Below are 25,731 nucleotides of genomic sequence, written 5' to 3' on the forward strand. Positions count from 1 at the left end.
TTTCCGATAGTGAAGCGCTTCACTTATAAAAAACGTTCGGAAATTGCACTTTTTAGTTCGTAATAGGTGATTTCGTATTGCTCGATTGATCCACCGTAAGGATCTGGAATATCTGTTTTATCTTCGGAAATTAGTTGAATTTTATCGCTCGCTTTTGGAAAAAGGCTTTTTAGTTCCGCTTGATGATTTTGAGTCATTACGTAGATTTGGTCTGCCCAATCTATATCTGCTTTTTTAACTTTTTTAGCTTGGTGCGTTGTTGGCAAATTCATCTGCGCGAGAATTTGACGTGAGTTTTCAGAGATGGCATCCCCGTCCAGAGCACGTGTCCCAGCCGAACGAACATCTAAATCCGGACGCAAGTTCTGCAAGAGTTTTTCAGCTAAAGGGCTTCGGCACGTATTTCCTGTACAAACAAATAATACCTTCATTCGCGAATCCTCCTGTTGCCAGCAGCTTTTTCTAATCGGTTCATAATCGCTGCTCCAAGTTCCGTTTCTGGATACACTTCCGCAAAAATCACATCTACATCAGCATGGTCGAAAGCCCGTAAACCTTTGTAAAGACTTGTAGCAATTTCGTCCAATGCATTTATACTGCCAGTTATTTCGATGGTACCGCTCGTGTTTAGTTGATTTATCAGTTCTTTTGTCGCCAAAATACCGAGTTTTTTATTCGCAGCTTCCGCTTTATTTATTTCACTTTGCCAAAATTGGATAGATCCTTCTATTAGATAAACTGGCGCTTTCGGGGCATAGTGCGTGTATTTCATGCCAGGTGCTTTTGGTTTTTCCGTTTCTTTCGTGTTGTTTGTCGCTATATCAACAGGGCCAATTATTTGTTCAATCTGTTCTTTTGTAACACCGCCTGGGCGCAGAATAACTGGGATATCTAAAGAACAATCAATAACGGTGGATTCTAAACCTACACCAGTTGCGCCGCCATCGATAATTCCGGCTATTTTTCCATCTAAATCTTCTATTACATGACTCGCCGTCGTCGGACTTGGTTTTCCTGAACGATTCGCGCTTGGAGCCGCAACAGGAATATTCGCTGCATCTATCAATGCTAGACTAACAGGGTGTTCCGGCATACGGACGCCTACTGTGGATAAACCCGCAGAAACATTAGTTGCCAAACTATCTTTTTTCAATGGAAGAATAACCGTTAGCGGACCCGGCCAAAATTTTTCCATGAGCTGGATGGCTTTTACTGGATAACTTGCAACAAATGGATCCATTTGTTCACGACGGGCGATGTGGACAATTAATGGGTTATCTGACGGACGGCCTTTCGCTTCATATATTTTTTGAACAGCAGCTTGGTTAGTTGCGTCTGCACCAAGACCGTACACTGTTTCAGTTGGAAAAGCCACGCATTCACCGCTTCGGAGTAATTTGGCTGCTTCCTGAAAGATTACTTGGTTTGATTGTTGGTTATTTATGTTCCAATGAATGGTTTGCATGAATTCCGGTCCCCTTTACATAACTTCTATTATATTTTAACGTTTTCCGCCTTATTTTTACAGTATTGTTTTTTAAAACCTGTAAATCGCTATTTTTGAACAAAAGTTATCCCCAAACTGTGGATAATAACTTTGTCAATGGGGATAACTTCTTGTGAAATGTGGATAATTCGTAAAGCTAAGTAAAAAAGCCATTTTCTTTATTAAGATTTGATTAAAAAATTTTTTTGCACAACATTTTATCCACAGTTTTGTGGATAACTTTCCAAAGAAAAAGACGCTTCTTTTATAGAAACGCCTTTATACCAATATATTAGAGCATGTTACGTAGCGATCTTTTGAATTGATATCTTTGTGGATAATAACTGTGGAATGTGGATAACTTTTTTCGAATAGTTGTTTTACACGCTCGCCTTGTGTATAACCTATCTCCACCCCTACCCAAAAAGAGGAATTTAGGACATATTGTAAGTTATCCACAAATCGTTCATAAATAGCGAGTCCATCATTTTCAGCAAATAATGCTAATGAAGGTTCGTTTTTTAGCACATAATCCGACATTTCTGCTTTTTCTGCTTCAGAAATATAGGGCGGATTGGCGACAATCATATCGAATCGTTCTTCGTTTTGTTTAAATGCTTCAAGTAAATCTGTTTCGACAAAACGCACATCCGCATTTAATAACAATGCATTCTTTTTGGCCACGGCAAGTGCTGGAGCAGAAATATCAGAAGCCGTCATCGAAATATCAGGAAATGCTTTTTTGAGTGCAATCGCGATAATCCCGCTTCCGGTGCATACATCTAGTACGTTTTTAACTGGATGTTTTTTCAAAAAATCCTCCGCACAAGCGACTAACTCTTCTGTTTCGGGACGCGGAATAAGGACATCTTCTGTCACTAAAAAATCATAGCCATAAAAAGGTGCTGTTTTTAAAATATACTGCACCGGCTCACCAGCTAAGTATCTAGCAAAATCTTCCTCGAATTGCTTTTCATGATTTGGTTCAAGTTCACGACTTATTTCCATCCAAAGCTCAGAACGCGAAAGTCCCATTCTGGTTTCTAGTAAAATTTCTGCTGCATTTTGGTCTAGCCCTTTTTCAAGAAGGATGGCTTCAGCATTTTTTAGCAACTGACTAATTTGCGTCATTTAAATGCTCCAATTTACTTGTTTGATCTTCTAGGATAAGCGCATCAATGATTTCATCGAGTTTACCTTCCATAATTTGATCTAGCTTTTGAATGGTTAAGCCGATGCGATGGTCGGTTACGCGGTTTTGCGGATAGTTGTAAGTCCGGATACGTTCGGAGCGGTCACCCGTACCTACAGCTGATTTACGGTTGGCATCATATTCTTCGCGAGCTTCACGTTCAAATTTATCATATACACGTGCGCGTAATACTTTCATCGCTTTGTCTTTATTTTTTAGCTGGGAACGTTCATCTTGCATCGATACGACAATCCCGGTTGGAATATGCGTTAGACGTACAGCTGACATCGTCGTATTGACACTTTGTCCACCGGCACCAGTAGACGCAAATGTATCAGTGCGGATATCTTTATCGTGCAGTTCAATTTCTACTTCTTCCGCTTCTGGCAAAATGGCTACTGTCGCTGTTGATGTATGGATTCGACCGCCTGATTCTGTTTCTGGTACACGTTGAACACGGTGCGCCCCGTTCTCATATTTCATTCGGGAAAAGGCATCATTTCCGTTCATCATCGCAATAATTTCTTTGTAACCGCCAATACCGGTCGGGTTCGCGTCCATGATTTCTACTTTCCAGCCGCGTGATTCCGCATATTTGCTGTACATACGGAATAAATCGCCGGCAAATAAAGCTGCTTCATCTCCACCAGCTGCTCCACGGATTTCTAAAATAACGTTTTTGTCATCATTAGGATCTTTTGGAACGAGTAATAGTTTTAGTCGTTCTTCTAAGTCTGCCTTTTCTTTTTGAAGTTCCGCGAATTCTTCTTTGGCCATTTCGCGCATTTCATCGTCTAGTTTTTCTCCTAGGAGTTCCTTTGTTTCGTTAATTTGTTCGTTCACATTTTTGTATTCGCGGTACGTTTCGACTGTCGCCGTAATGCCGGATTGTTCTTTGGAAAGGTCGCGTAGTCGTTTTGGATCCGATACTACATCTGGATCACTTAATAACTCATTTAGTTCATCATAACGGTCTTCCACCGCCTGTAATCGATCATACATTGTATTTCAACACCTCTTTTAATTATTTTATTGGTGGATTGGCATGACATTTGCGACACACAGGGTAATAGTGGTCATTTCCGCCAATCATAATTTGTTCACCTGTATAAACTGGTTTTCCTTTGTCATCCACGCGCAGAACCATCGTTGCCTTTTTAGCACAAAACCAGCAAATTGTTTTCATTTCTTCTAGTTTATCTGCATATAATAGCAAGTATTTCGAGCCTTCGAATAATTCATTTCGAAAATCATTTTTTAAACCATAAGCAATAACTGGGATATTTAATTCATCCACAATTTTCGCTAACTGAAATACGTGTTCTTTTTCTAGAAATTGCGATTCATCTAAAAGAACGCAATTTGGTTTTGGTTTAATATTCGCTACGATTTCAAAAATATTTGTGTCACTAAAAATAGGAGTTGCTTCTCGTTTCAGTCCAATTCGACTTGAAATGAAGCCAACTTGGTCTCTATCGTCAATACCTGAAGTAAAGATAGCCACTGTTTTATTTTGTTCTTCATAATTATGTGCGACTTTTAGAATTTCAATGGTTTTCCCACTATTCATGGAACCATAACGGAAAAATAATTGTGCCATTAAGACCGCTCCCTTTAACTTTATAAACTCTTTTCCTATTTTATCATAGAGCGGCACAAATTGGGACATATAGTTAAAAAAAGCTACGCCGCATAGGGGCATAGCTTGATTTTAACGAAAAACTTCTGCGCCGCTCCCTTCGACATCAAGAAGAAGAACGTCTGCATCGATTTCCAGTGTTTGTAAAGATGTTTGCAGTGTGTTAGCGAGGTTTCTTGGAGCGAACACTAAGACAGTTGGGCCCGCACCGCTCAAACAAGCAGCATAGGCTCCTTGGCTTTTTGCAACATCGCGAATTTGTGTTAAGTGTGGCACTAATTGACTGCGATATTTTTCATGCCATAAATCACGTTCCATCATTTCACCAGCTAGCGCCATATCATTGCGTAAAATTGCTGCAATCATTACATTGGCGATACTGCTCGCTTGGACAGCTTCTTTGAATGGAAGCGTATCAGGCAAAACACCGCGACTTTCCGAAGTAAGAAGTTCTGCCTTTGGAATAAAAGCAATTAAAGCACAATCCGGAAAAAGGTGGCGTACATAGAAATCTTCTCCATCTAATTTCGCTCCTACGACCCAGTTTCCAAGAACAGCAGGCGCAACATTATCGGGATGCCCTTCTATTTCAGCAGCTATCCGAACTTTTTCCTCTTTTGAAAGGTTAAGTTCAGCAAGTGTATTGGCTAATTCAATCCCCGCAACAACCGCTGCAGAACTACTACCGAGTCCACGAGCTGGCGGTATATCACAGGTCATCACTAAATGATGCGGCGTTAAATTAGGCGCCAGGTTTAAGGCCGTTTCGATAATTACATTGGTTTCATCATGCGGAATCCCGCCGCCAATATTATGTTCGATATACCAAGAGTCTGCTTCCGCTCCAATATCAAGCGTTAAATATAACGTTAACGCTAAACCACACGAATCAAAGCCAGGGCCAAGATTGGCCGTTGTTGCCGGTACACGAATACGCATTAAGCTTTCACTCCTGAACGTAAATGTGTGCGCATTGCTTCGATATCATCCACATGAGAAATTGGAATTTCATGCACACTCATCGCAGTATCCGGATCTTTCAAGCCGTTTCCAGTAAAGACACAAACTACTGTTTCGCCTTTTTTAATTGTTCCATTTGCTACATGTTGGATGACACCAGCTAATGAAGCGGCTGAACCTGGCTCGATAAAGACACCATCTTGTGCTGCAATTTTTTTATACGCATTTACAATTTCATCATCTGTTACAGAATGGATATATCCGCCAGATTCATCGCGAGCTGCTTCTGCAAGCTCCCAACTAGCTGGATTTCCGATACGAATCGCCGTTGCAATTGTTTCCGGATTATCAATCGGTTTACCTTGAACAATCGCAGCCGCACCTTCCGCTTCAAAACCATGCATCCGTGGAAGTCCAGAAGCCTTGGCCTCATTCCACTCTTTAAACCCTTTCCAGTAGGCAGAAATGTTTCCGGCATTACCTACTGGGATTGCAAGGACATCTGGAGCAGAACCTAATTGCTCACAAATTTCGAATGCAGCTGTTTTTTGACCTTCTAAACGATAAGGATTTACCGAGTTTACAAGCGTTACTGCTTCTGTTTCAGCCAGTTCACGAACCGATTTTAACGCTTCATCAAAATTACCTTGAATTGAGATAATATCTGCGCCGTACATAACTGCTTGCGCTAATTTTCCTAGAGCGACTTTGCCTTCTGGAATAACAATGTACGCTTTTAATCCCGCACGTGTTGCGTATGCCGCAGCCGCAGCAGAAGTATTCCCAGTGGATGCACAAATAACCGCTTCGGCACCTTCTTCTTTCGCTTTAGCAACAGCCATAACCATTCCACGGTCTTTAAAAGAACCGGTTGGATTTAAGCCTTCATATTTTCCGTATAAAGTAACACCCAGTTCTTTGGACAAATTCGGTAATGGAATAAGTGGTGTATTTCCTTCCGCAAGTGAGATCATTGGTGTTTTATCAGTTACTGGTAGATATTCTTTATATTTTTCTAGTAAACCTTTATACATATTTAACCCTCCACAACGGAATATTTTGCGAGCATTTGCATTTCTGGCTCATCTTTGACCCTAGCGATTGCTTGTTCTAATTGTGCTTGACTAGTTGAATGTGTCACGATAACAACGGTCGCCGTAAAATCATCATACGGTTGTTGCAAAATTTTATCAAAACCAACACCGGCTTCTGCAAAAATTTGCGTCAACTTAAGGAAGGTTCCTGTTTTATCGTCCATTGTTAGACGAAGATAGTATTTCGAGAAAACTTGTTCTTTCGGTGTATGCTTCGTTTCGTGTTTGTAGCTGTTAAAAGCATTCCCATTAGTACCAAGACGGCTATTTTTAGCAACGGTAATTAAATCACTAACCACACTGGTCGCAGTTGGTAATTCGCCAGCACCAGGTCCGTAAAACATTGTTTCTCCGACTGCTGCACCAGTTACAAATACGGCATTATTTTCATAGTTAACACCTGCAAGCGGATGAGCCTTTGGTAATAAAACCGGCCCCACGTTGACATTAACTGTGCCGTTTGTTTCTTCCGCCGTACCTACTAGTTTAATTTTATAACCTAATTGGTAAGCTACATCGATATCTTCAGGCGAAATCCCGCGAATACCATTTGTTTCTACATTATCTAAATTCACATTCATACCAAATGCGAGTCTTGTCATAATAACCATTTTTCTTGCGGCATCGATTCCGTCCACGTCATTCGTTGGGTCAGACTCGGCAAAACCTAGTGCTTGGGCTTCTGCTAAAACATCTTCGTATGACTTTTTCTCTGTCGTCATTTTTGTTAGCATAAAATTGGTCGTCCCGTTGACGATTCCCATTACTTTTTGAATTTTATCCGCAGCAAGGCTGTTTACGATTGTACGTAAAATCGGAATCCCACCTGCAACGCTCGCTTCATAAAACAAATCACAATTATTAGCTTGTGCAACTGCCACTAATTCGTCGCCGTGTAGCGCAATCAAATCCTTATTCGCAGTTACTACATGTTTTCCAGCTTTCAAGGCCTGCAAAATGTATTCCCGCGCAGTTGTGATGCTGCCCATAACCTCGACAACAACAGCAATCTCTGGATCATCCAGTACATCAGACGGATTGGTGGTTAGTTCAAAACCTTTTGTTTCATAACGGCGATTTTTTTCTAAGTCACGAACTAGCACTTTCTTAACAGAAATATGGTATCCAGTTACTTGACTAATTTTTTCTTGATGCTCTTCTAAAATATGAATAACACCGCTACCTACCGTTCCAAATCCTAACACACCTACTTGTAACTTTGCTTCCACTTGAAAACCTCCTTATTATTGTTTAACAAAACAGAAAATTTAACTTTTTTAATACCTACTCATAAAAAAAGTAATTAGTGATATTATACGCAACTTCACAGGGAAAAGTAAACCCTTGAAAGGAAAGTTTTTATTTTTAGTAGTTCTGAGAAATAATTCCATAAAAAAACACACCCAGCAAAAGCTGAGTGCGCAAATTATTTCGTTCGTTACATACAGTCTTATTTGAGACCGTATTTTTTGTTGAAGCGGTCCACACGGCCGTCTGCAGTCGCATGTTTTTGTTTACCAGTATAGAACGGGTGCGAATCAGAAGAGATTTCGACACGTAGTAATGGATACTCGTTGCCATCTTCCCATTTAATTGTTTCGCTTGAGCTCTTAGTAGAACCTGACAAAAATTTGAAATCAGTACTAGTATCAACAAATACCACTGGACGGTACTCAGGATGAATTCCAGTTTTCATTTCTTTTCAACTCCTTCGCCCTGAATCATCTGAAACAGAGTAATTAAGTGCTTTTACACACAGTATAGATATTATAACAATGTTGAAGCAAACAAGCAAGATTATTTTTGCACTTTAAAGATTATCCATTTGCTAAACACGTAGTTCAGTACAAGCACAATAATATTGGTCCAGATTTTCGCCCATAATTCGTCTACAGATAAATAACTGATTAACAGAATCATGACTAAAATATCTATTATATAGGTTAAACAACGAAAACCAAAAAATGAACTCGCTTCACGGAGGCGGTCTTTCCAAGTTGGTGTATAACTATCAAAAACAAATTTTTTATTCGAAAAGTAGGCAAAAAGTACTGATGCGATAAAAGCAATGGTATTTGCAATACGATAATCCCAGTTCAAAATATATGTACATAGCCAAAATGTTACTATATTAATAATGGTAGTAAATCCACCCATTATTAAATACATAAAAATACTGTGTACCTGATCTGTGTACCACGGAATTTTATTTAATAATTGTCTTATTTTGCTCATAAAATAACTTCTTTCTATGTGAAATTTTTGATTTATTTTTTAAACATCTCTTCTTGTAGTAACTCATAAAAAGCTTCATTATTCTCCGTTTTCTTCAAATAACGTACAAATCGTTCTGAAATATCTAGTCCATCGCTTTGTTTCGGCATCGCTTTGCGGATTTTCCAGAGTTGTTCAAGACGCTCTTTGGATAGTAGTAATTCTTCTTTTCTTGTGCCGGAGCGACGCATATCGATAGCAGGAAAAACGCGACGTTCTGCAAGTTGGCGATCAAGATGTAACTCCATGTTGCCTGTCCCTTTGAATTCTTCGTAAATAACATCGTCCATTCGAGAACCCGTGTCAACTAATGCTGTGGCAAGAATGGTTAAGCTTCCACCCTCTTCAATATTACGAGCAGCTCCAAAGAAGCGCTTCGGTCTATGGAATGCAGCAGGATCAATCCCCCCTGAAAGTGTTCGACCACTTGGCGGAATCACTAGGTTATAGGCCCTCGCAAGTCGCGTAATACTATCCATTAAAATGACCACATCGCGTTTTTGTTCTACTAAACGCATCGCTCGTTCAAGAACCAGTTCTGCTACTTTAATGTGATTTTCAGGTACCTCATCAAATGTGGAACTGACAACATCGGCCTTTACAGAACGTTCGATATCAGTTACTTCTTCCGGACGCTCATCAATTAACAAGACAATCAATTCTGACTCTGGATGATTAGTAGTAATCGCGTTCGCAATTTCTTTAAGTAATACCGTTTTACCTGCTTTTGGTGGAGCTACAATAAGTCCGCGTTGACCAAAACCAATTGGTGAAATCAAATCAATCGTTCTTGTGGAAATAGGATTTTTGCCTGTTTCTAAATGAATTTGACGATCTGGATAAAGCGGTGTTAGTCCTGGGAAATGCACTCTTTCTTTAGCCACTTCAGGATTTTCTCCATTGACAGCCTCAACATGGAGTAAGCCAAAGTAACGTTCATTTTCTTTCGGAGGACGAACTTTTCCAGAAACCTTATCCCCAGTTCTTAACTCGAAACGTCTAATTTGGGAAGCAGAGATGTAAATATCTTCCGAACTAGATGAATAGTTGATAGGGCGTAAGAAGCCAAAACCTTCATTTGGAATAATTTCTAATACACCTTCCATGAAGAAAAATCCTTCTTTTTCTGCGTTTGATTTTAATAAAGCAAAAATCAATTCTCGTTTTGTTAATTTACTATAGTAAGTAATTTTGTGTTCTTTTGCTAAGGCATATATCTCTTTGATTGTTAAACTTTCTAAGTGTGCAATGGACAGTTTAGCCATATATGTACCACCTTTTTGAGTTAATAAATAGTATTTAGGAATAAATGATAATGGAGGGATTTAGAGGGAAGGCTGAAACGACTTGATTCGTTCAGCCTCATTTTTTATAATTTTGTTTCTGCTGCGCTACTACGAGTAATATTTGCGCCAATAGCAGATAATTTTTCAATAATCTTACTGTAACCACGTTCGATATGTTCCACCCCGTGAATTTCAGTTTCTCCGTCAGCTAAAAGTGCTGCAATTACAAGCGCTGCACCGGCGCGTAAATCTGTCGCTGTCACTTTAGAACCTTGAAGTTGCACAGGACCATTTATGACAGCCGAACGACCTTCAAGTTTAAACTTACCGCCCATTCGTTCAATCTCCGCAATGTGTTTAAAACGGCTTGGATAAATTGTATCAGTGATGACACTACTACCTTCCGCACGTGTTAAAAGAGCAGTTAACGGTTGTTGTAAGTCCGTTGGGAAGCCTGGATAAGCGTAAGTTTTAATATCTACTTTTTTTATTTTTTCTACTTCCCCAACAAAAATAGCATCTTCTTCGATATCCATTGGAACGCCCATTTCTGTGAGCTTTGCAATGATTCCTTCTAAATGGGTAGGAATAACATTTTCGATTCGTACTCCCTTCCCAGAAGCTGCTGCAAGTACCATGAATGTCCCTGCTTCGATTCGGTCTGGAATAATTGTATGATGACAACCATGTAAATGCTCTACCCCAGTGATTCGAATAGTATCAGTTCCTGCACCTTTAATAATTGCTCCCATATTTGTTAAAAGCGTTGCAACATCAATAATTTCTGGCTCTTTTGCTGCATTTTCGATAACCGTTTTTCCTTTTGCACGAACAGCCGCTAGCATGATATTGATTGTCGCTCCAACACTTACAACATCTAAATAAATCCGTGCACCTTTGAGTTCATCGGCACGCAAATAAATCGCACCTTGCTCGTTCGTTACTTTTGCGCCTAATGCTTCAAAACCTTTTATATGTTGGTCGATTGGACGTGGCCCTAAGTAACAACCGCCTGGAAGTCCAATAACCGCTTTTTTAAATCGGCCTAACATTGCACCCATTAAATAATAGGACGCACGTAATTTCTTCACATTTCCCGATGGAAGTGGCATAGAAATCATATCTGTTGGATCAATAACTGCTGTTTTATTATCATAGCGAACCGTGCCGCCAAGCTCTTCTAAAATATTATAAAGTGTGTGAACATCCGAAATATCTGGTAAACCTTCTAAAACCACTTCAGACTCCGCCAAAATTGCCGCTGGAATTAATGCCACCGCACTATTTTTTGCGCCATCCACTTGCAAAGTACCAGCTAATTTTTTACCGCCTCGAATAATCAATTTATCCGTCACAAATGTACCCTTCTTTCTTGAAGCATGTAATACTGTTTCATTATCCATTAATTTGTTTTACTTTGCAAGAAATGCTTTCCCTAAAAAGCTGGGAACATTACGTCCCAAGCTTTTAATCATTGTGGTATATTTTTGGCTGGTGCTTTTGCGAGTGCTTTGATACGCGGTTTAATTTTTTTCGAAGCTGTATCTTTTATTAATAATGCGCCCGCCCCGAAAACGATGCAGCTATAATAAGTAATAATCCGCCATAAAACAAGTGCCATTAGGAGTTTTGCCGGACCGAGTAACATACCGAATAACAAAGTGAAAGTATACTCAGCTCCCCCAGCCCCACCCGGCGTTGGCATGACTGTCGCAAACATAATAATAAAAGCATGATACGTAATCGCCATATACAGGCCAATTCCTGTCACACCAATCGCTTGTAAAATAAAGAAAGGGATTGAGAAGTAAATCCAAAGTTGCAACGTTGTATAAAAACAACAACGAACAATTAATTTCCAATCTTTACCAATTCGGCTACTTTCTTCATGGAAAGTAATAATTTTCTCATCTAATGTATTTCTTAAATTAGAAACTTTTTCTTTTTTCATAAATAAACGTGTTGGTATAAGTAAAACGTGCACTAATTTTGTCGTGAACTTTTGGCTTCTTCCTACTAAAATAAGCGCAGCGATGACAATAACATGCACACCAAACCCTAGTAAAACAAGGAATTTCAATTGTGTCACGCCAGTCATTAAATAATGAATACCAAAAATCAAGATAACTAAAAAGTTCAGTACGACCATCGCTTGGTAAATAATGAATTTTACAAGTAAGACTGAACTTCCTCGCCCCGCATCCATGCCTTGCTTCGTCAACATAACGAGTTGCGCAGGCTGTCCGCCAGTCGCCATTGGAGTAATGGTATTAAAAAATTGGCCAATCATTGTAATCCGGAATGACGAAAAAAAACGTTGGTCCTTATTCGCTGGTTTAGATGCAGTTTGTAAAACAACCGCTTCTAAAAACCAATAAATAAACATTGCAGCAAAGGCAGCCGAGAGCCACCAAGGGTTCACTTTTAACATCGAAGCAAAAAAAGTGGAGATATCTACGCCTTGAAATTGCCAAATAATGAAGCCGATGCTAATGGCTAATACAATCGCAATATTAAATAGGTTTTTCTTTGCGCCTCCACTCATTACCTTTCACTCCTTCGTTAATAATCCTTGATAAAAGTCCAACCATATTTCAGCCAGTCGATCCTCTGAATAATAAGCCGCTCCTCGTTTTGATGCTTGTAACATTTCATTATAATAATTTGTATCATTTTCTAAACGTTCGATAGCCCTAATAAAACCAGGGTTATCTACTTCTTTTACATAATAGCCATCTAAAATTTCTTCATACAGATCTAAATTTCGTAATAATATCGGAACATCACAACTCATCGCTTCCAAAATCGCCATTGGAAATAATTCGTTGTAAGATGGCATAAAGAACACATCTGCCATATTAATACATGAATTCATTTCAGAACGATCCACAATTCCAATGAATTTCACATTACTTGGTGGATTATCATAGATTTTCTTCAATTCCTCGTAGCCAGAAGTGATTTTACCAAAAGAAAATCCGCCTGCCCAAACAAATTGAACATCAGGAAGTTGTTTAGCAACCTCAATAAAATCAAGCACACCTTTACGATGTTGCACTTGACCAATTCCAATCACGGTAAATTTATCCGCCGGAATTTCATATTTTGCCCGAGCAAGTTCTTTTTCTCCTTTTGAAATGGGGAAAAAGCTCTTTTTTGAAACGAAATTCGGGATATAATGAATTTTTTCTGCTGGAATATTATAAGCCGTAAGTTTGGGAATAAAAGAGGGATTTACAACAACAATCTCATCCATTCGTTTATAAAAACCAATCAAATATTTATAGAAAACTACGCGGGCAATCCAAGGTAATTTGAGGCTCCCTTCCATTGTTTCGGGTAAAAAATGGACATATCCGACCCGAACGCCTCGTTTCTTCTTAAAAAAAGTCGAAAGAAAAAAACGGAAATCAACGGTATGGTAATGCGTGATATCCGATTTCTCAAAACTATTAATCTTCATATCAATTTCATTCTTATATCGTTCTTCTAGCAAATTCACAAGTTCGCGGTAAGCTGATGCCACACCCTGACCTTTTACTTTTTCTGCCGAAGATAGCATTGTCAACTTAATCACGCCGCGATGACCTCTCTTTCCTTTGAACGTGTGTAGAAGATGATAGTGAAAATACTTGTGAAGCTATTTTACTTTTTATCAGCGTGGGCTTTACTTTAATCGTCCCATTTTGGCGCTTTACTCGGTATATTTCACGAACTTCATTGTATGTAGATTCAATGTTGATTCCAAATTGATCCGCAGAAATGGATTCCACTTTTACTCGGCCATTCGTAGCGACCAATGTGGCTGTATTTTTGTCTGAAAGTATATTTATTAACAGTGATGCAAGCTCATCATCTTCATTGAATAAAAAGGCTGTTTCTCTGTCGCTTAAAAAGCCTTCAATACTTTCATCACGTTTGGCAACAACTGGTAAAGAAGCGGCCATTGCTTCTGCATAAGTCAAACCTTGTGTTTCTGTCGTTGAAGCACTCACAAACAGATCCCCTAATTGATAATATAAACTAATATTTTCCCAGTCTACTGCACCAGTGAAAATAACATGATCTGCTAATTGTTTTTCTTCTACTAATTTTTCTAAGTCTTTGCGCACAGGACCATCGCCAACAATAACCAATTTGGCTGTGGTTTTGGTTTGAAGGACTTCTGGCATTGCATTAATAATCGCATCGATATTTTTTTCATGCGCAATTCTTCCAAGTGATAGTATCACTGGATCATTTTCTCCAATACCAAGTAGTTTCTTCAAGTTTAGAATTCGCTGTTTTTCAACTGGCGCGAACGATGAAATATCTGTGCCTGTTGGAACAGTGTACATTAATTTGTGGATACCTTGCTCTTCTAAGTGATGCCTTACTTTTGCAGTTGGAGTGATTATGGCATCATAGCTATCACAGAACGATTTTGTCATTTTACCCACCATAGAAGGTGTCAAAATTTTACCTTTCGCAATATAATGCAAGTAATCGACATACATTGTGTGGTAGGTATGGATAGATGGAATATGATATTTTTTAGCAATTCGCTTACCTAATAGACCTAATGAAAACTCCGTATGTGTGTGAATTATATCTAAATCCAAGCGCCCTACTAGCTTAATAAACTTATTCATTCCAGCAATTGCTACGCGACGTTCTGGGAAAAAGACAAACGGAATACTTGGTAAACGAAACACACGGCCCTCTTCGCTCTCTCTATCAGCGTTTGGGTCAGTTGTTGTAAATATATACACAGTGTGCCCTTGTTTTCTTAGTTCGTTTTCCATAATCATTATCGATGTAGCTACACCGCTAATTTGCGGACTGTAGGTATCCGTAAAAATCCCTATATTCATTACTATCGCCTACTCTCTTCCTCGTTGGTTCATTCATCATTTAATATATTATTATAACATAACTATAGTAAGTCGTATCACATAACTAACTACATTATGGCTCATTTATTTAGATAAAACATGCGCCTGAAGCATGATTTTTTATCGGGAAATTTAGATTGATTCAGTCTATTAAATGAAAGCTATAGTTATCATACCATATTAGTCTTAATAACGATAATTAAATTCCCTCTATACTAACCCTCGAAATACATAAAAAATAACTGGTAAAATCAACAAGTGATCCTACCAGTTATTTTTATATCATCATAAAGTTCGTCTTACGCTTTACCGTTAGAACCAAACTCTTGAATTTTTTCTGTTACAGTTTTGATAATCGCGTCCACACCAGGGCCGATTACTTTACGTGGATCATAAACTTTGTCATCAGTAGCTAATTTTTCGCGAACAGCTGCAGTCCAAACGATTTGGCATTCAGTGTTAACGTTGATTTTACTGTGACCTAGTTCAATTGCTTTTTTGATTTGGTGTTCAGGAATTCCAGAACCACCGTGAAGTACAAGTGGAGCACCTGTAAGTTCGGAGATTTCTTTCATTTCGTCAAAACCAAGAACAGGTTCGCCGTGGTAAGGACCGTGAACAGAACCTAATGCTGCAGCTAGTGCATCAATGTTAGCTTCTTTAACTACACGTAAACATTCTTGTGGATCAGCATAGTTGATTCCGCCAGTAACTCCGTCTTCGTCTCCACCAACAGTTCCAATTTCAGCTTCAACAGATACGCCTTTAGCATGCGCATAGTCAACAACTTGTTTAGTCATTGCAATGTTTTCGTCGATTGGGTGGTGAGAGCCGTCGATCATTACAGAAGAGAATCCTGCATCGATAGCCGCTTTACAAGAATCAAAGCTTGAACCATGATCAAGATGAATCGCAACAGGTACAGTGATTTTCAGGTCTTCTACAAGTCCTTCAGTCATTTTTACAACTGTTTTGAATCCTCCCATGTATTTAGCAGCTCCTTCAGAAACTCCTAAAATAACTGGTGCTTTTTCTGCTTCTGCAGCTTTCAAAATAGCTTGAGTCCATTCAAGGTTGTTGATGTTGAATTGACCAACAGCATATTTTCCAGCTAATGCTTTTTTCAGCATGTCTGTCATGTTAACGATAGGCATAATACAATTTCCTCCCTCAGGAATTTAGGAAAACCATTTTGATTTTCCCTAAGATTTGAATTTCCGCCGTGAAAAATAGTGGCAGCTATTTTCCCCTAACAAACATATGATAACAGATTTGTGATGAATTTACCATAAAAACTAGAAAATTTTCTAGTGTAAACGCTTTAGCCTCTAAGACGGGAAGAAATCCGATTTGTATCAGCAAATACTTCTAATGCTTCTGGGATTACCTCTAATGTATACGGTGCTTTTCCTCCATATACACCATCATAGCTAACATTTAAATCTGCTTCGCTGTTTATAGTAACTTTATTTGTTCGCGCATGGATTACATGCGGACTACTTAAGTGTGTACCCTTTTTTATAGAAGCAAATAATTGAAATAATGTTTTAGGAGAGACTTTCTTTAAAATTAATAACTCAAACATTCCACTATTTAATTCAGCAGGAGGACACAATGTCTCCATACCACCGACCGAGTTGGACTTATTTACAAAAAACAGCAAAATCTCACCTTTAAATATTTTATCGTTATATGCAATTTCGACGTACACTGGTGATAGTTTTGGAAGAACAGTTAAACCGCTAAACAGATAAGCAAGTCTGCCCCATTTGGATTTCATTGATTCTTTTACAGCATAAGTTATTTCGGTTATTTTCCCACCAGCTGCGTTATTAATGAAAAATTCGGTCTCATTGGCTTTACCGATATCGACACGAATTGTTTCTTGCTTGGCTATAATTCGAAGTGCTTCGAGTGGATTTTTAGCAAAATTTAACGCTCTCGCATAATCATTCGTCGTTCCAACCGGTAACACTCCTAGTTTCGGTGGGGTATCAACTTGCATCAACCCATTAACAACTTCATTTACTGTACCATCTCCACCTGCTGCAATTACAACATCAAAACCGGCTTCTGCAGCTTGTTTGGCAATAAATGTAGTACTTTTAGGTGCTGGAGTTGATGGGACTAAAGTTACTTCAAAATCTGCTTCTGTTAAAATTTTTTCTGCATCCGGAAGTAATTTTCTAAACTTATTTTTACCCGCTGCCGGATTGTATATTATCATCGCTTTCTTTTGCAAATTGCCGCTCCCTCTTTCCTATATATATAATTTAGTTTCCTATTTTGGCCTTAGGATGTCAACTTGTTTGACTGAAAGAAAACGCTAGTTAAATTGAAGGGCTTTTTACCTATTACAATTCACATACATTAAATTAGTTAAAATTACATTTTGGGACACCATATCGAAATTTTATTGCTTTTACAGAAAAAAACATACGTAAATAGGTTCATTGTTACCAATATCCATTGACTACAACCAGGCGTGTTGTCATAATTAGAAATAGAATACTTTTATTTAATATAAAAAGTAGTGCAGTTAGGAGAGGATTTAAACTTTGAAAAAATTAGTAAAATCGGCGGTTGTTTTTGCAAGCCTTGTTTTTATTGGCACCTCCGCTACTATGATTACAGAAAAAGCAAGTGCTGCTTCCATTGATCCGGTGCAAAAAGCAGATGGTCAAGCTACTTATATCCCAAAAGGAGTTAGAGATGGGACTGCAACGGAAGAACATGACGGCTTTGAAGATGGAACTAATAGCGTACTACAGCAAGTCCCTTTGCTTCGCGCAACAACAGGATACCCTGATGTTAATGCCTATATTAAATCAAACAAATTTTCAACAGCAAAAATAGAAAAACAATTAAAAAGCCAATTTCCTAAATTCAACTATCGTAATGGTTACGGCAAACCAGAAGGAATAGTTATTCATGAAACAGCAAATAATTCATCTACTATTACAGGTGAAATCAATTATATGAGTACCAACTACAACAATGCCTTTGTTCACGCTTTTGTAGACAAGTCTCGTATAATCCAAATCCATCCTACTGAAAATGGTGTTTGGGGAGCAGGACAATATGCTAATGCTCGTTTTATCCAAGTTGAATTAGTTCGTTCGAAGACATTCGATGAATTTGCTCGTTCTATTAATAACTATGCCTATTATGCTGCGTACCTTTTAGATCAATATAACCTTCCTGTTGATAGCGCGCACAGTGACGGCAAAGGAACAGTCTGGTCCCACGATGCAGTTACACGTTATTTAGGCGGAACAACCCATACTGATCCTGTTTCTTATTTCAACCAATGGGGTTATAATTTCAATAGTTTTGTTACATTGATTAATGAAAAGTACAAAGCGATTCAAGCTAGCAAAGTTACTTACGACAAAATCGAATACGATAAAGGCGTCACAGCCTACGCTAGAGTTAAAACTGCACCTGGTAATGCAGTTTGGACAAAACCTTACAGAACAGAAGGCTCGAAACTAGTTAATCAACTTTCTGTCTACCAAGGTAAAAACATGCGGATCTTGCGTGAAGCTAAAACACCAATTACTACTTGGTATCAATTCAGCATTGACGGGAAAGTAATCGGTTGGGTTGATACTCGTGCACTCGATACGTTCTACAAACAAAGCATGGAACAACCAGCTAATTTAACTCGCTATGTCGCTTCCAACAAAACTGGTGAGGCCTACTACAAAGTACCTGTTGTTGATGCGGATGTCAAATGGGGCACTTTAGCTGCTTATAAAGATCAAAAACTAACCGTGGATAAACAAGCAACGGTGGAAGGGCAACTTTGGTATCGCGTTAGAACAAGCACTACCTTTATTGGTTGGACGAAAGCTTCCAACTTAACAGCTACCTCTCCATTTGATAAGATTGAATACGATAAAGGTGTCACAGCCTATGCTAGAGTTAAAACTGCACCTGGTAATGCCGTTTGGACAAAACCTTACAGAACGGAAGGCTCTAAACTTGTCAATCAACTTTCGGTCTACCAAGGCAAAAACATGCGGATCTTGCGCGAAGCTAAAACAGTAATTACTACCTGGTATCAATTTAGTATTGATGGGAAAGTAATCGGTTGGGTTGATACTCGTGCACTCGATACGTTCTATAAGCAAAGCATGGAGAAAGATACTAATTTAACTCGCTATGTGATTGCGAACAAAGTAAACGAAGCGTACTACAAAGTGCCTGTTGTGGATGCGGATGTTAGATGGGGCACTTTAGCTGCTTATAAAGATCAAAAACTAACCGTGGATAAACAAGCAACGGTCGAAGGACAGCTTTGGTACCGCGTTAGAACAAGCACTACTTTTATCGGTTGGACAAAAGCTTCGAACTTAACAACAACTACGCCATACGATAAAATTGAATATGATAAAGGCGCCACAGCCTATGCTAGAGTAAAAACTGCGCCAGGCAATGCCGTTTGGACAAAACCTTACAGAACGGAAGGCTCTAAACTTGTTAATCAACTTTCGGTCTACCAAGGTAAAAACATGCGAATCTTGCGCGAAGCTAAAACAGTAATTACTACCTGGTATCAATTCAGCATTGACGGGAAAGTAATCGGTTGGGTTGATACTCGTGCACTCGATACGTTCTATAAGCAAAGCATGGAGAAAGATACTAATTTAACTCGCTATGTGATTGCGAACAAAGTAAACGAAGCGTACTACAAAGTTCCTGTTGTAGATGCGGATGTTAGATGGGGCACTTTAGCTGCTTACAAAGGTCAAAAACTAACCGTGGATAAACAAGCAACGGTCGAAGGGCAACTTTGGTATCGAATAAGAACAAGCTCCACCTTTATTGGTTGGACAAAAGCTTCGAACCTTAGTGCTACTAAATAATAATAATAAAAATCTCCCAGCCAATTATGGCTGGGAGATTTTTATTATTACCTTATTTATTATTAAGTGCAGCGCCAACAAAATCTTTAAACAAGCTTTGCGGACGATTTGGACGAGAAATGAATTCTGGGTGATATTGACAAGCGACAAACCAAGGATGATCAGCTAATTCAACTACTTCAACTAAACGACCATCTGGACTTGTTGCAGAAACAATCATACCAGCTTCTTCCATCTGCTCTCTATATTCGTTATTAAACTCATAACGATGACGGTGACGCTCTTCAACAAGAGTTGTACCATAAGCGGCCTCGGCTTTAGTACCTTGCTTAATACGCGCTGGATAAAGTCCTAAACGAAGTGTTCCGCCCATGTTTTCGATGTTCTTTTGTTCTGGTAATAAATCAATGATGTTATGTTTTGTTTCTGGTTCGATTTCTGCAGAATGAGCTCCTTCAAGACCAAGAACATTACGGGCAAATTCAACAGTTGCTAGTTGCATTCCTAAACAAATACCAAAATAAGGCACTTTGTTTACGCGTGCATATTCAATAGCAGCAATTTTACCTTCAATGGCACGGTCGCCGAAACCACCAGGAACTAAGATACCATCAACGTCTTTCATGATTTCAGCAACATTTTCTTTTGTTACTTTTTCGGAATCAATCCAGTCAATTTCGATTTCTGCATCATGATCATATCCTGCATGACGAAGTGCTTCTGCTACAGAAAGGTAAGCATCTTGCAAGGAAACATATTTACCAACTAGGCCAATACGAACTTTTTTGGAAAGGTTTTTCACACGGTGTACTAAGTTTTTCCAATCCGTCATTTCCGCTTGTGGTGCTTCTAATTGTAAGTGCTCAAGGACGATATCATCCATTTTTTGTTTTTGTAGAGAAAGTGGTACGTTATAAAGTGTTTCTTCATCGCGAGATTCAATAACCTCGGAAGCTTTAATATCACAGAATAGCGCAATCTTATCTTTCATTTCTTGTGAAACTGGCTGCTCTGTGCGAACAACGATAATGTTTGGTTGAATTCCTAAGCTACGAAGCTCTTTTACACTATGTTGTGTTGGTTTAGTTTTCATTTCGCCAGCTGCTTTGATGTAAGGAATTAAAGTTGTGTGGATATAAAGTACGTTTTCTGCACCAACATCACTTTTAATTTGGCGAATTGCTTCTAAGAATGGTAAAGATTCGATATCCCCAACTGTTCCACCAATTTCAGTGATGATAATATCTGAATTGGTCATGCGCGCTGCACGGAAAACACGGTCTTTTAATTCGTTTGTAATGTGTGGAATAACTTGCACTGTTCCACCTAAGTAATCCCCGCGACGTTCTTTTTTAATAACTTCCGAGTAAACTTTACCAGTTGTCACGTTGCTGTATTTATTTAAGTTAATATCGATAAAACGTTCGTAATGGCCAAGGTCTAGGTCCGTTTCCGCGCCGTCATCTGTCACATAAACTTCCCCGTGTTGGTATGGACTCATTGTTCCTGGATCTACGTTGATGTATGGATCAAATTTTTGAATGGTTACACTAAGTCCACGATTTTTCAGCAAACGTCCGAGTGATGCTGCTGTGATTCCTTTTCCGATTGACGAAACTACGCCACCTGTAACGAAAATATACTTTGTCATGTTAAAAAAATCTACTCCTTCCTGAAATGAAAAACTTGCAGGGTCTGACGATTTTCCTGCTGGGGTGGGAAATTGCCAGATAAAACAATATTGTGATTATCTCTCTAGCACACAAATCACAATTTCAAGTATTTTGTAAACCAAAATAAAAAACACTCCGCCTACTTTTAAAAGTAAGGGAGCGCTGATTCTCATAAATATCCGTCCCTATAAAAGGGAGCCCAAATAAAATACTACTAATGATGGCGATAGAAGTCAAGTCTTTATTTTATGAAACCGCCATCAATCCATTAAGTAGGCTAAAAAAAATCAGACAGACACTTTTCCACAAAAATGGACGCATCTATCTGATTAAAATTAGTTATTATTTATCTTCTGGGTCTTCTGTATAATCCCCGTCCGTATAATCATCTTCTACAGTTGCTAAGTCGCCTTCGATTCCGTCTGGCAAGTGATCATCGTCATCTTCGTCTTCATCAAGTAAGACATCTGCAAGAGAAATTTCTTCTTCACCAAGCTCTTCCACGATTTCTTCATCATCGTAGTCCACGTCATCATCCAAGATTTCTTCATCTTCATCGTCATCATCGTCTGATTTACGTTTTTTCTTCGGTGTTGTTTGTGTTTGAACTTCTTCATCAATCGCATCCATTGGATACCATGCACGAAGTCCCCACGTGTTGTTTCCTAGTGAAATAAAGTTTCCATCAATATTCATATCTGTATAAAATTGAACAAGACGCTCCCTTATTTCTGCATCTTTCAAACCTAGGAACGCTTGAATCTCTTTCACTAATTCAGGGAAAAGAATAGTTTCTTTCCGCTGTTCCAAAATAAAATGTGCAACATCAATTAAAGATAGTTCACTACGTTCTTCTTGCGTTAAGTTCTTTAAATCCAAAACTGGCACGCCCTTTCTATCGTAATTCCAATTTATTTAGCTGTTATTTTTTCGTTCAGCCCAACTTCACTATTTTACATGTTATTTCTGGCAAGTACAACCTAAATTTTCTTAATTACATCAATTCTTCTTGACTATTTGATATCCGATGTAAAAGAAAAGGATGGCCATTAAAAGAATTGGGATTGATCCAAGTTGAAAGTCGTAGAGAATATAGATTGCGACGCACAGAAACACGAAAAGCAGCGCCAAAATTATTAATCGCTTCATCATATGCTCTCCCCGTTTTTTCAATTACCTATGTTTCTATTAACTTTAGTACATTTTGGTTATGACGTCAACGAGTAACCTATAAATTTAGGATATCACATTTTTTCTGGTGCTGATACACCTAAAAGCGTCAAACCATTTCTAAGGGTAATTTGCGCAGTCTTAATAAGTGCTAGTCTTGCTTTTGTTACTTCTAAATTATCCATATCAAGTACTTTATTGCTATTGTAGAAACGGTGGAAGGAAGACGCTAAATCATTTAAGTAGCGAACGATACGGTGTGGCGCTCTTTTTGTAGCAGCTTCCGCAACAACATCCGCGAACTCACCTAACACTTTTAATAAATCATATTCTGCTTCTGTTTGCAGTAAGCTCATGTCTGCGTCTTTTGTTACCTCTAGACCTTGTTCTTTACCAGAACGTAAAATGCTAGAAATTCTGGCGTGCGCATATTGTACATAATAAACTGGATTATCATTAGATGTAGATTTCGCTAAGCTCATATCAAAGTTCATATGTGTATCTGAACTACGCATTGCAAAGAAATATCTTGTTGCATCCAGTCCAACTTCTTCAATTAAGTCACGCATTGTAACTGATTTACCAGTACGTTTACTCATTTTAACTTGAACACCGTCTTCAAATAAGTGAACTAGCTGAATGATTTCTACTTCTAATTGATTTGGTGAGTAGCCAAGCGCTTCAATTGCAGCACGCATACGAGGAATATAGCCGTGGTGATCAGCTCCCCAAATATCAATTAACACATCAAAGCCACGCTCTAATTTGTTTAAGTGGTACGCGATATCTGGTAAGAAATACGTATAACTACCATCTGATTTGATTAAAACACGGTCTTTGTCATCTTCAAAATCAGTCGTTCTTAACCATGTCGCGCCATCTTGCTCATAAATATAGCCATTTTCGCGTAAACGTTCTAACGCTGGTAATACTTTATTTTCTTCGTATAAAGAAGTTTCTGAGAACCACTCATCAAAGGAAACGCGGAATTCTTCTAAGTCAGCGCGTAATTTTCCTGTTTCAAACGCTAATGCATCTACACGGAAAACGGAACGGCGCTCTTCTTCGCTTGTGTGCACATATTTATCGCCGTATTTAGCAGCTAAATCTTTCCCAAGCGAAATAATATCCGCACCACGGTAGCCATCCTCTGGGAATTCAGAATCTAAACCTAGTGCTTCAAAGTAACGCGCTTCTGCTGAAAGAACTAAATTATTAATTTGATTTCCAGCATCATTAATGTAGTATTCTCTTGAAACATCAAATCCGGCCATTTTCATAATATTTGCTAACGAGTCGCCAATTGCTGCGCCACGAGCATGTCCTAAATGCAAGTCACCAGTTGGGTTCGCGGAAACAAATTCAATTTGGAATTTTTCTCCTTTACCAAAATCAGACTCTCCGTATTTTTTATCTTCGGTTAAAATCACAGGAACTAAATCAGTTAAATAAGCATTATCTAGGTAGAAGTTGATAAAACCCGGCCCAGCGATTTCTACTTCTTTAATTAATTTGTTGTCTTTTTTTAGTTCTGGAACGATACTTTCGGCAATTTGGCGAGGGGCTTTCTTAGCTACTCTAGCAAGTTGCATCGCTATATTAGTCGAATAATCTCCATGCTTTTTATCTTTTGGTACTTCTAGTAAAATTTCTGGTACTTCCGCTTCTTCTAAACCAACCGCTTGAACAACTGCTTGTTTGATATGTTCAATTAATTTGATTTGGTTCTCTTGCATGACATTCATTCTGCGTCCTCCTCTATTTTCATTAAAACAGTATATGAGCCAATGTATTCGCCGTGGCTTAGCAAATCATATTGAAATGCGACTTCACTCAGTACATCAGGCTTATTTTCATATAGTTCTTCCATTGATACTAGTTCTGATTCTAATTGTAATTTCCCTGCTCCGGAATCAACAGACGCAGTACTTCTCCTATTATCTCGGAAAAAGTGCATTCTCATATTTACGGCACCACTTCTCATTAAAAGTAGTTCGTTGTCAGCAATTTTTAGAACCGTACGAATTGTTCCAGCTAATTGTTTTTCCTCATAATGCAGATAACGATTGCCTTTATCGCGGTAAAAAACACCCGAAACAGACATATCGGATTTCTCTTCTGCATCCATCTGACGGATGACATTGGTGATATGAATAGTTACTTTTTTTCGTTCCATTTGGTTGGCAGTCATATCGCTTATTTACCCCTTTCCGGTCAGAAGAATAGACGCATTATATTATAGTGAAAAATAACATGAAAAGCAACAGGTTAAAATGATGTCAGACCAAATATTGTCAAAATCACATTTAAAACAAATGGAATAACGGTATTAAAAATTGGTTGAATCGTAAATTCTGAAATAGGTGTTAATGCAACTACTAAGAAAATAAGCATCGCATAGCGTTCAAGTGGTTCCAGCTTAGACCTGGTTGACATTGGCAGAAACTCCACTAGTATTTGATACCCATCAAGCGGCGGTAGCGGAATCAAGTTAAACACAAACAAGACTAGATTTAATTGCACAAAAATCATTAAAAAAGTTTCCGCAACGGAGCCATATGTAAAGAAGGAATAATTTAGAAATAAAGCATATAACCCCACACCAACCATCGCAAGTAGTAAATTACTTACTGGTCCTGCAAGCGAAACAAGTATACTTCCAAGGCGGCGTTTTTTTAATTTAAATCGATTTACCGGGGTCGGCTTAGCCCAACCAAAGCCTGCAATTAATATCATTAGCAAACCGAATAAATCAATATGTACAACGGGGTTTAAAGAGAGTCTCCCCTCATTTTTAGCTGTATCATCTCCAAATGCGAGAGCAACCAAGGCGTGTGCCCATTCATGAATAGTAAAAGCAATTAATAATGTAACTAAAACATACGGTATCATTTCGAGTGGATACGCGAGAAAACTAGGCATAGGAGCCTCCTTTATCTTTTATTGAGCAATTTTTATATGCTATAATGAAAAAAACGTTGATCGAGGTGAGAAAATGCCATTTGTTACCATTCAATTTTTAGAAGGTCGTACGGACGATCAAAAGAAAGCTTTAGTTAGCGAAGTGACGGAAGTTGTTGCCAAAAATCTAAAAGCACCAAAAGAAAACATTCATGTGATTTTAGAAGAAATGAAAAAAACGGATTACGGTGTTGGCGGCGTAAGGAAATCTGATATTTAAGTGTGTAAGAAGCAAGGCATTTCGCCTTGCT

24 protein-coding genes are annotated in these 25,731 nt (G+C 38.5%); 2 read left to right on the forward strand and 22 right to left on the reverse strand.

Annotation, left to right across the window (positions count from 1 at the left end):
- Positions 1 to 23: 23 nt before the first annotated feature.
- The 17 genes from LMOATCC19117_RS12990 to LMOATCC19117_RS13070 form a co-directional block, all read right to left on the reverse strand.
- Positions 24 to 431, reverse strand: coding sequence for a low molecular weight protein arginine phosphatase (locus LMOATCC19117_RS12990; protein ID WP_003734486.1), 408 nt, complete (start codon positions 429 to 431; stop codon positions 24 to 26).
- A complete protein-coding gene (locus LMOATCC19117_RS12995) occupies positions 428 to 1,465 on the reverse strand; it encodes an L-threonylcarbamoyladenylate synthase (RefSeq protein ID WP_003726684.1) in 1,038 nt (345 codons plus the stop codon). The genes LMOATCC19117_RS12990 and LMOATCC19117_RS12995 overlap by 4 nt, the downstream gene beginning before the upstream one ends.
- 300 nt (positions 1,466 to 1,765) lie before the next feature.
- Positions 1,766 to 2,617: a peptide chain release factor N(5)-glutamine methyltransferase gene (gene prmC / locus LMOATCC19117_RS13000; protein ID WP_003727887.1), complete on the reverse strand. Its 852-nt coding sequence runs from the start codon at positions 2,615 to 2,617 to the stop codon at positions 1,766 to 1,768.
- Positions 2,604 to 3,680 (reverse strand): peptide chain release factor 1, encoded by a 1,077-nt coding sequence (prfA, locus tag LMOATCC19117_RS13005; protein WP_003726351.1) that lies wholly within the window; start codon positions 3,678 to 3,680, stop codon positions 2,604 to 2,606. The genes prmC and prfA overlap by 14 nt, the downstream gene beginning before the upstream one ends.
- A gap of 22 nt (positions 3,681 to 3,702) precedes the next feature.
- Complete coding sequence (locus tag LMOATCC19117_RS13010) at positions 3,703 to 4,278, reverse strand: thymidine kinase (RefSeq protein ID WP_003726352.1); 576 nt, start codon at positions 4,276 to 4,278, stop codon at positions 3,703 to 3,705.
- Between the two features lie 111 nt (positions 4,279 to 4,389).
- Complete coding sequence (thrB, locus tag LMOATCC19117_RS13015) at positions 4,390 to 5,256, reverse strand: homoserine kinase (RefSeq protein WP_003726353.1); 867 nt, start codon at positions 5,254 to 5,256, stop codon at positions 4,390 to 4,392.
- A complete protein-coding gene (gene thrC / locus LMOATCC19117_RS13020; protein WP_003726354.1) occupies positions 5,256 to 6,311 on the reverse strand; it encodes a threonine synthase in 1,056 nt (351 codons plus the stop codon). Before thrC ends, thrB begins: the two co-directional genes overlap by 1 nt.
- Positions 6,312 to 6,313: 2 nt before the next feature.
- Positions 6,314 to 7,600, reverse strand: coding sequence for a homoserine dehydrogenase (locus tag LMOATCC19117_RS13025; protein WP_003726355.1), 1,287 nt, complete (start codon positions 7,598 to 7,600; stop codon positions 6,314 to 6,316).
- Between the two features lie 221 nt (positions 7,601 to 7,821).
- Positions 7,822 to 8,067 carry a type B 50S ribosomal protein L31 gene (locus LMOATCC19117_RS13030; protein ID WP_003726356.1) on the reverse strand — a complete coding sequence of 82 codons (246 nt, stop codon included), beginning with the start codon at positions 8,065 to 8,067 and terminating at the stop codon, positions 7,822 to 7,824.
- A 101-nt stretch (positions 8,068 to 8,168) separates the two neighbouring features.
- Positions 8,169 to 8,606, reverse strand: a complete 438-nt coding sequence (gtcA, locus tag LMOATCC19117_RS13035) for a cell wall teichoic acid glycosylation protein GtcA (RefSeq protein WP_003734485.1) — start codon at positions 8,604 to 8,606, stop codon at positions 8,169 to 8,171.
- A gap of 32 nt (positions 8,607 to 8,638) precedes the next feature.
- A complete protein-coding gene (gene rho, locus LMOATCC19117_RS13040; protein ID WP_003734484.1) occupies positions 8,639 to 9,910 on the reverse strand; it encodes a transcription termination factor Rho in 1,272 nt (423 codons plus the stop codon).
- Positions 9,911 to 10,014: 104 nt separating this feature from the next.
- Positions 10,015 to 11,286, reverse strand: a complete 1,272-nt coding sequence (locus tag LMOATCC19117_RS13045; protein WP_003734483.1) for a UDP-N-acetylglucosamine 1-carboxyvinyltransferase — start codon at positions 11,284 to 11,286, stop codon at positions 10,015 to 10,017.
- 116 nt (positions 11,287 to 11,402) lie between these two features.
- A complete protein-coding gene (locus tag LMOATCC19117_RS13050; protein ID WP_003726360.1) occupies positions 11,403 to 12,476 on the reverse strand; it encodes a lysylphosphatidylglycerol synthase transmembrane domain-containing protein in 1,074 nt (357 codons plus the stop codon).
- Between the two features lie 6 nt (positions 12,477 to 12,482).
- Positions 12,483 to 13,508 carry a glycosyltransferase family 4 protein gene (locus LMOATCC19117_RS13055; RefSeq protein WP_009917757.1) on the reverse strand — a complete coding sequence of 342 codons (1,026 nt, stop codon included), beginning with the start codon at positions 13,506 to 13,508 and terminating at the stop codon, positions 12,483 to 12,485.
- Complete coding sequence (locus LMOATCC19117_RS13060; protein WP_003726362.1) at positions 13,501 to 14,784, reverse strand: glycosyltransferase family 4 protein; 1,284 nt, start codon at positions 14,782 to 14,784, stop codon at positions 13,501 to 13,503. The genes LMOATCC19117_RS13055 and LMOATCC19117_RS13060 overlap by 8 nt, the downstream gene beginning before the upstream one ends.
- A 320-nt stretch (positions 14,785 to 15,104) precedes the next feature.
- Positions 15,105 to 15,959, reverse strand: a complete 855-nt coding sequence (fba, locus tag LMOATCC19117_RS13065; RefSeq protein WP_003724024.1) for a class II fructose-1,6-bisphosphate aldolase — start codon at positions 15,957 to 15,959, stop codon at positions 15,105 to 15,107.
- Between the two features lie 167 nt (positions 15,960 to 16,126).
- The gene (locus tag LMOATCC19117_RS13070) at positions 16,127 to 17,047 is read right to left on the reverse strand and encodes a diacylglycerol kinase family lipid kinase (protein WP_003727871.1); all 921 of its coding nucleotides are present in this window, start codon (positions 17,045 to 17,047) and stop codon (positions 16,127 to 16,129) included.
- A gap of 316 nt (positions 17,048 to 17,363) precedes the next feature.
- Here LMOATCC19117_RS13070 and LMOATCC19117_RS13075 point away from each other — a divergent pair, with 316 nt between their 5' ends.
- Positions 17,364 to 19,676 (forward strand): GW domain-containing glycosaminoglycan-binding protein, encoded by a 2,313-nt coding sequence (locus LMOATCC19117_RS13075; RefSeq protein ID WP_003734482.1) that lies wholly within the window; start codon positions 17,364 to 17,366, stop codon positions 19,674 to 19,676.
- Between the two features lie 52 nt (positions 19,677 to 19,728).
- Here LMOATCC19117_RS13075 and LMOATCC19117_RS13080 read toward each other — a convergent pair whose 3' ends face one another.
- From LMOATCC19117_RS13080 to LMOATCC19117_RS13100, 5 genes are all read right to left on the reverse strand, one after another.
- The gene (locus LMOATCC19117_RS13080) at positions 19,729 to 21,327 is read right to left on the reverse strand and encodes a CTP synthase (RefSeq protein ID WP_003726102.1); all 1,599 of its coding nucleotides are present in this window, start codon (positions 21,325 to 21,327) and stop codon (positions 19,729 to 19,731) included.
- 364 nt (positions 21,328 to 21,691) lie between these two features.
- Entirely contained in the window at positions 21,692 to 22,228 is a 537-nt protein-coding gene (gene rpoE, locus LMOATCC19117_RS13085) for a DNA-directed RNA polymerase subunit delta (protein ID WP_003728401.1), read from the reverse strand.
- A gap of 365 nt (positions 22,229 to 22,593) precedes the next feature.
- Positions 22,594 to 24,264 (reverse strand): arginine--tRNA ligase, encoded by a 1,671-nt coding sequence (argS, locus tag LMOATCC19117_RS13090; protein ID WP_003734481.1) that lies wholly within the window; start codon positions 24,262 to 24,264, stop codon positions 22,594 to 22,596.
- A complete protein-coding gene (locus LMOATCC19117_RS13095; protein WP_003723610.1) occupies positions 24,261 to 24,710 on the reverse strand; it encodes a DUF1934 domain-containing protein in 450 nt (149 codons plus the stop codon). Before LMOATCC19117_RS13095 ends, argS begins: the two co-directional genes overlap by 4 nt.
- Positions 24,711 to 24,787: 77 nt before the next feature.
- On the reverse strand, positions 24,788 to 25,441 hold the full coding sequence (locus LMOATCC19117_RS13100) for a site-2 protease family protein (protein WP_003726106.1): 654 nt from the start codon (positions 25,439 to 25,441) through the stop codon (positions 24,788 to 24,790).
- Between the two features lie 73 nt (positions 25,442 to 25,514).
- Here LMOATCC19117_RS13100 and LMOATCC19117_RS13105 point away from each other — a divergent pair, with 73 nt between their 5' ends.
- Positions 25,515 to 25,700, forward strand: a complete 186-nt coding sequence (locus tag LMOATCC19117_RS13105) for a 2-hydroxymuconate tautomerase (protein ID WP_003726107.1) — start codon at positions 25,515 to 25,517, stop codon at positions 25,698 to 25,700.
- Positions 25,701 to 25,731 lie beyond the last annotated feature (31 nt).

The organism is Listeria monocytogenes ATCC 19117 (assembly GCF_000307025.1).
Lineage (GTDB): Bacteria > Bacillota > Bacilli > Lactobacillales > Listeriaceae > Listeria > Listeria monocytogenes_B.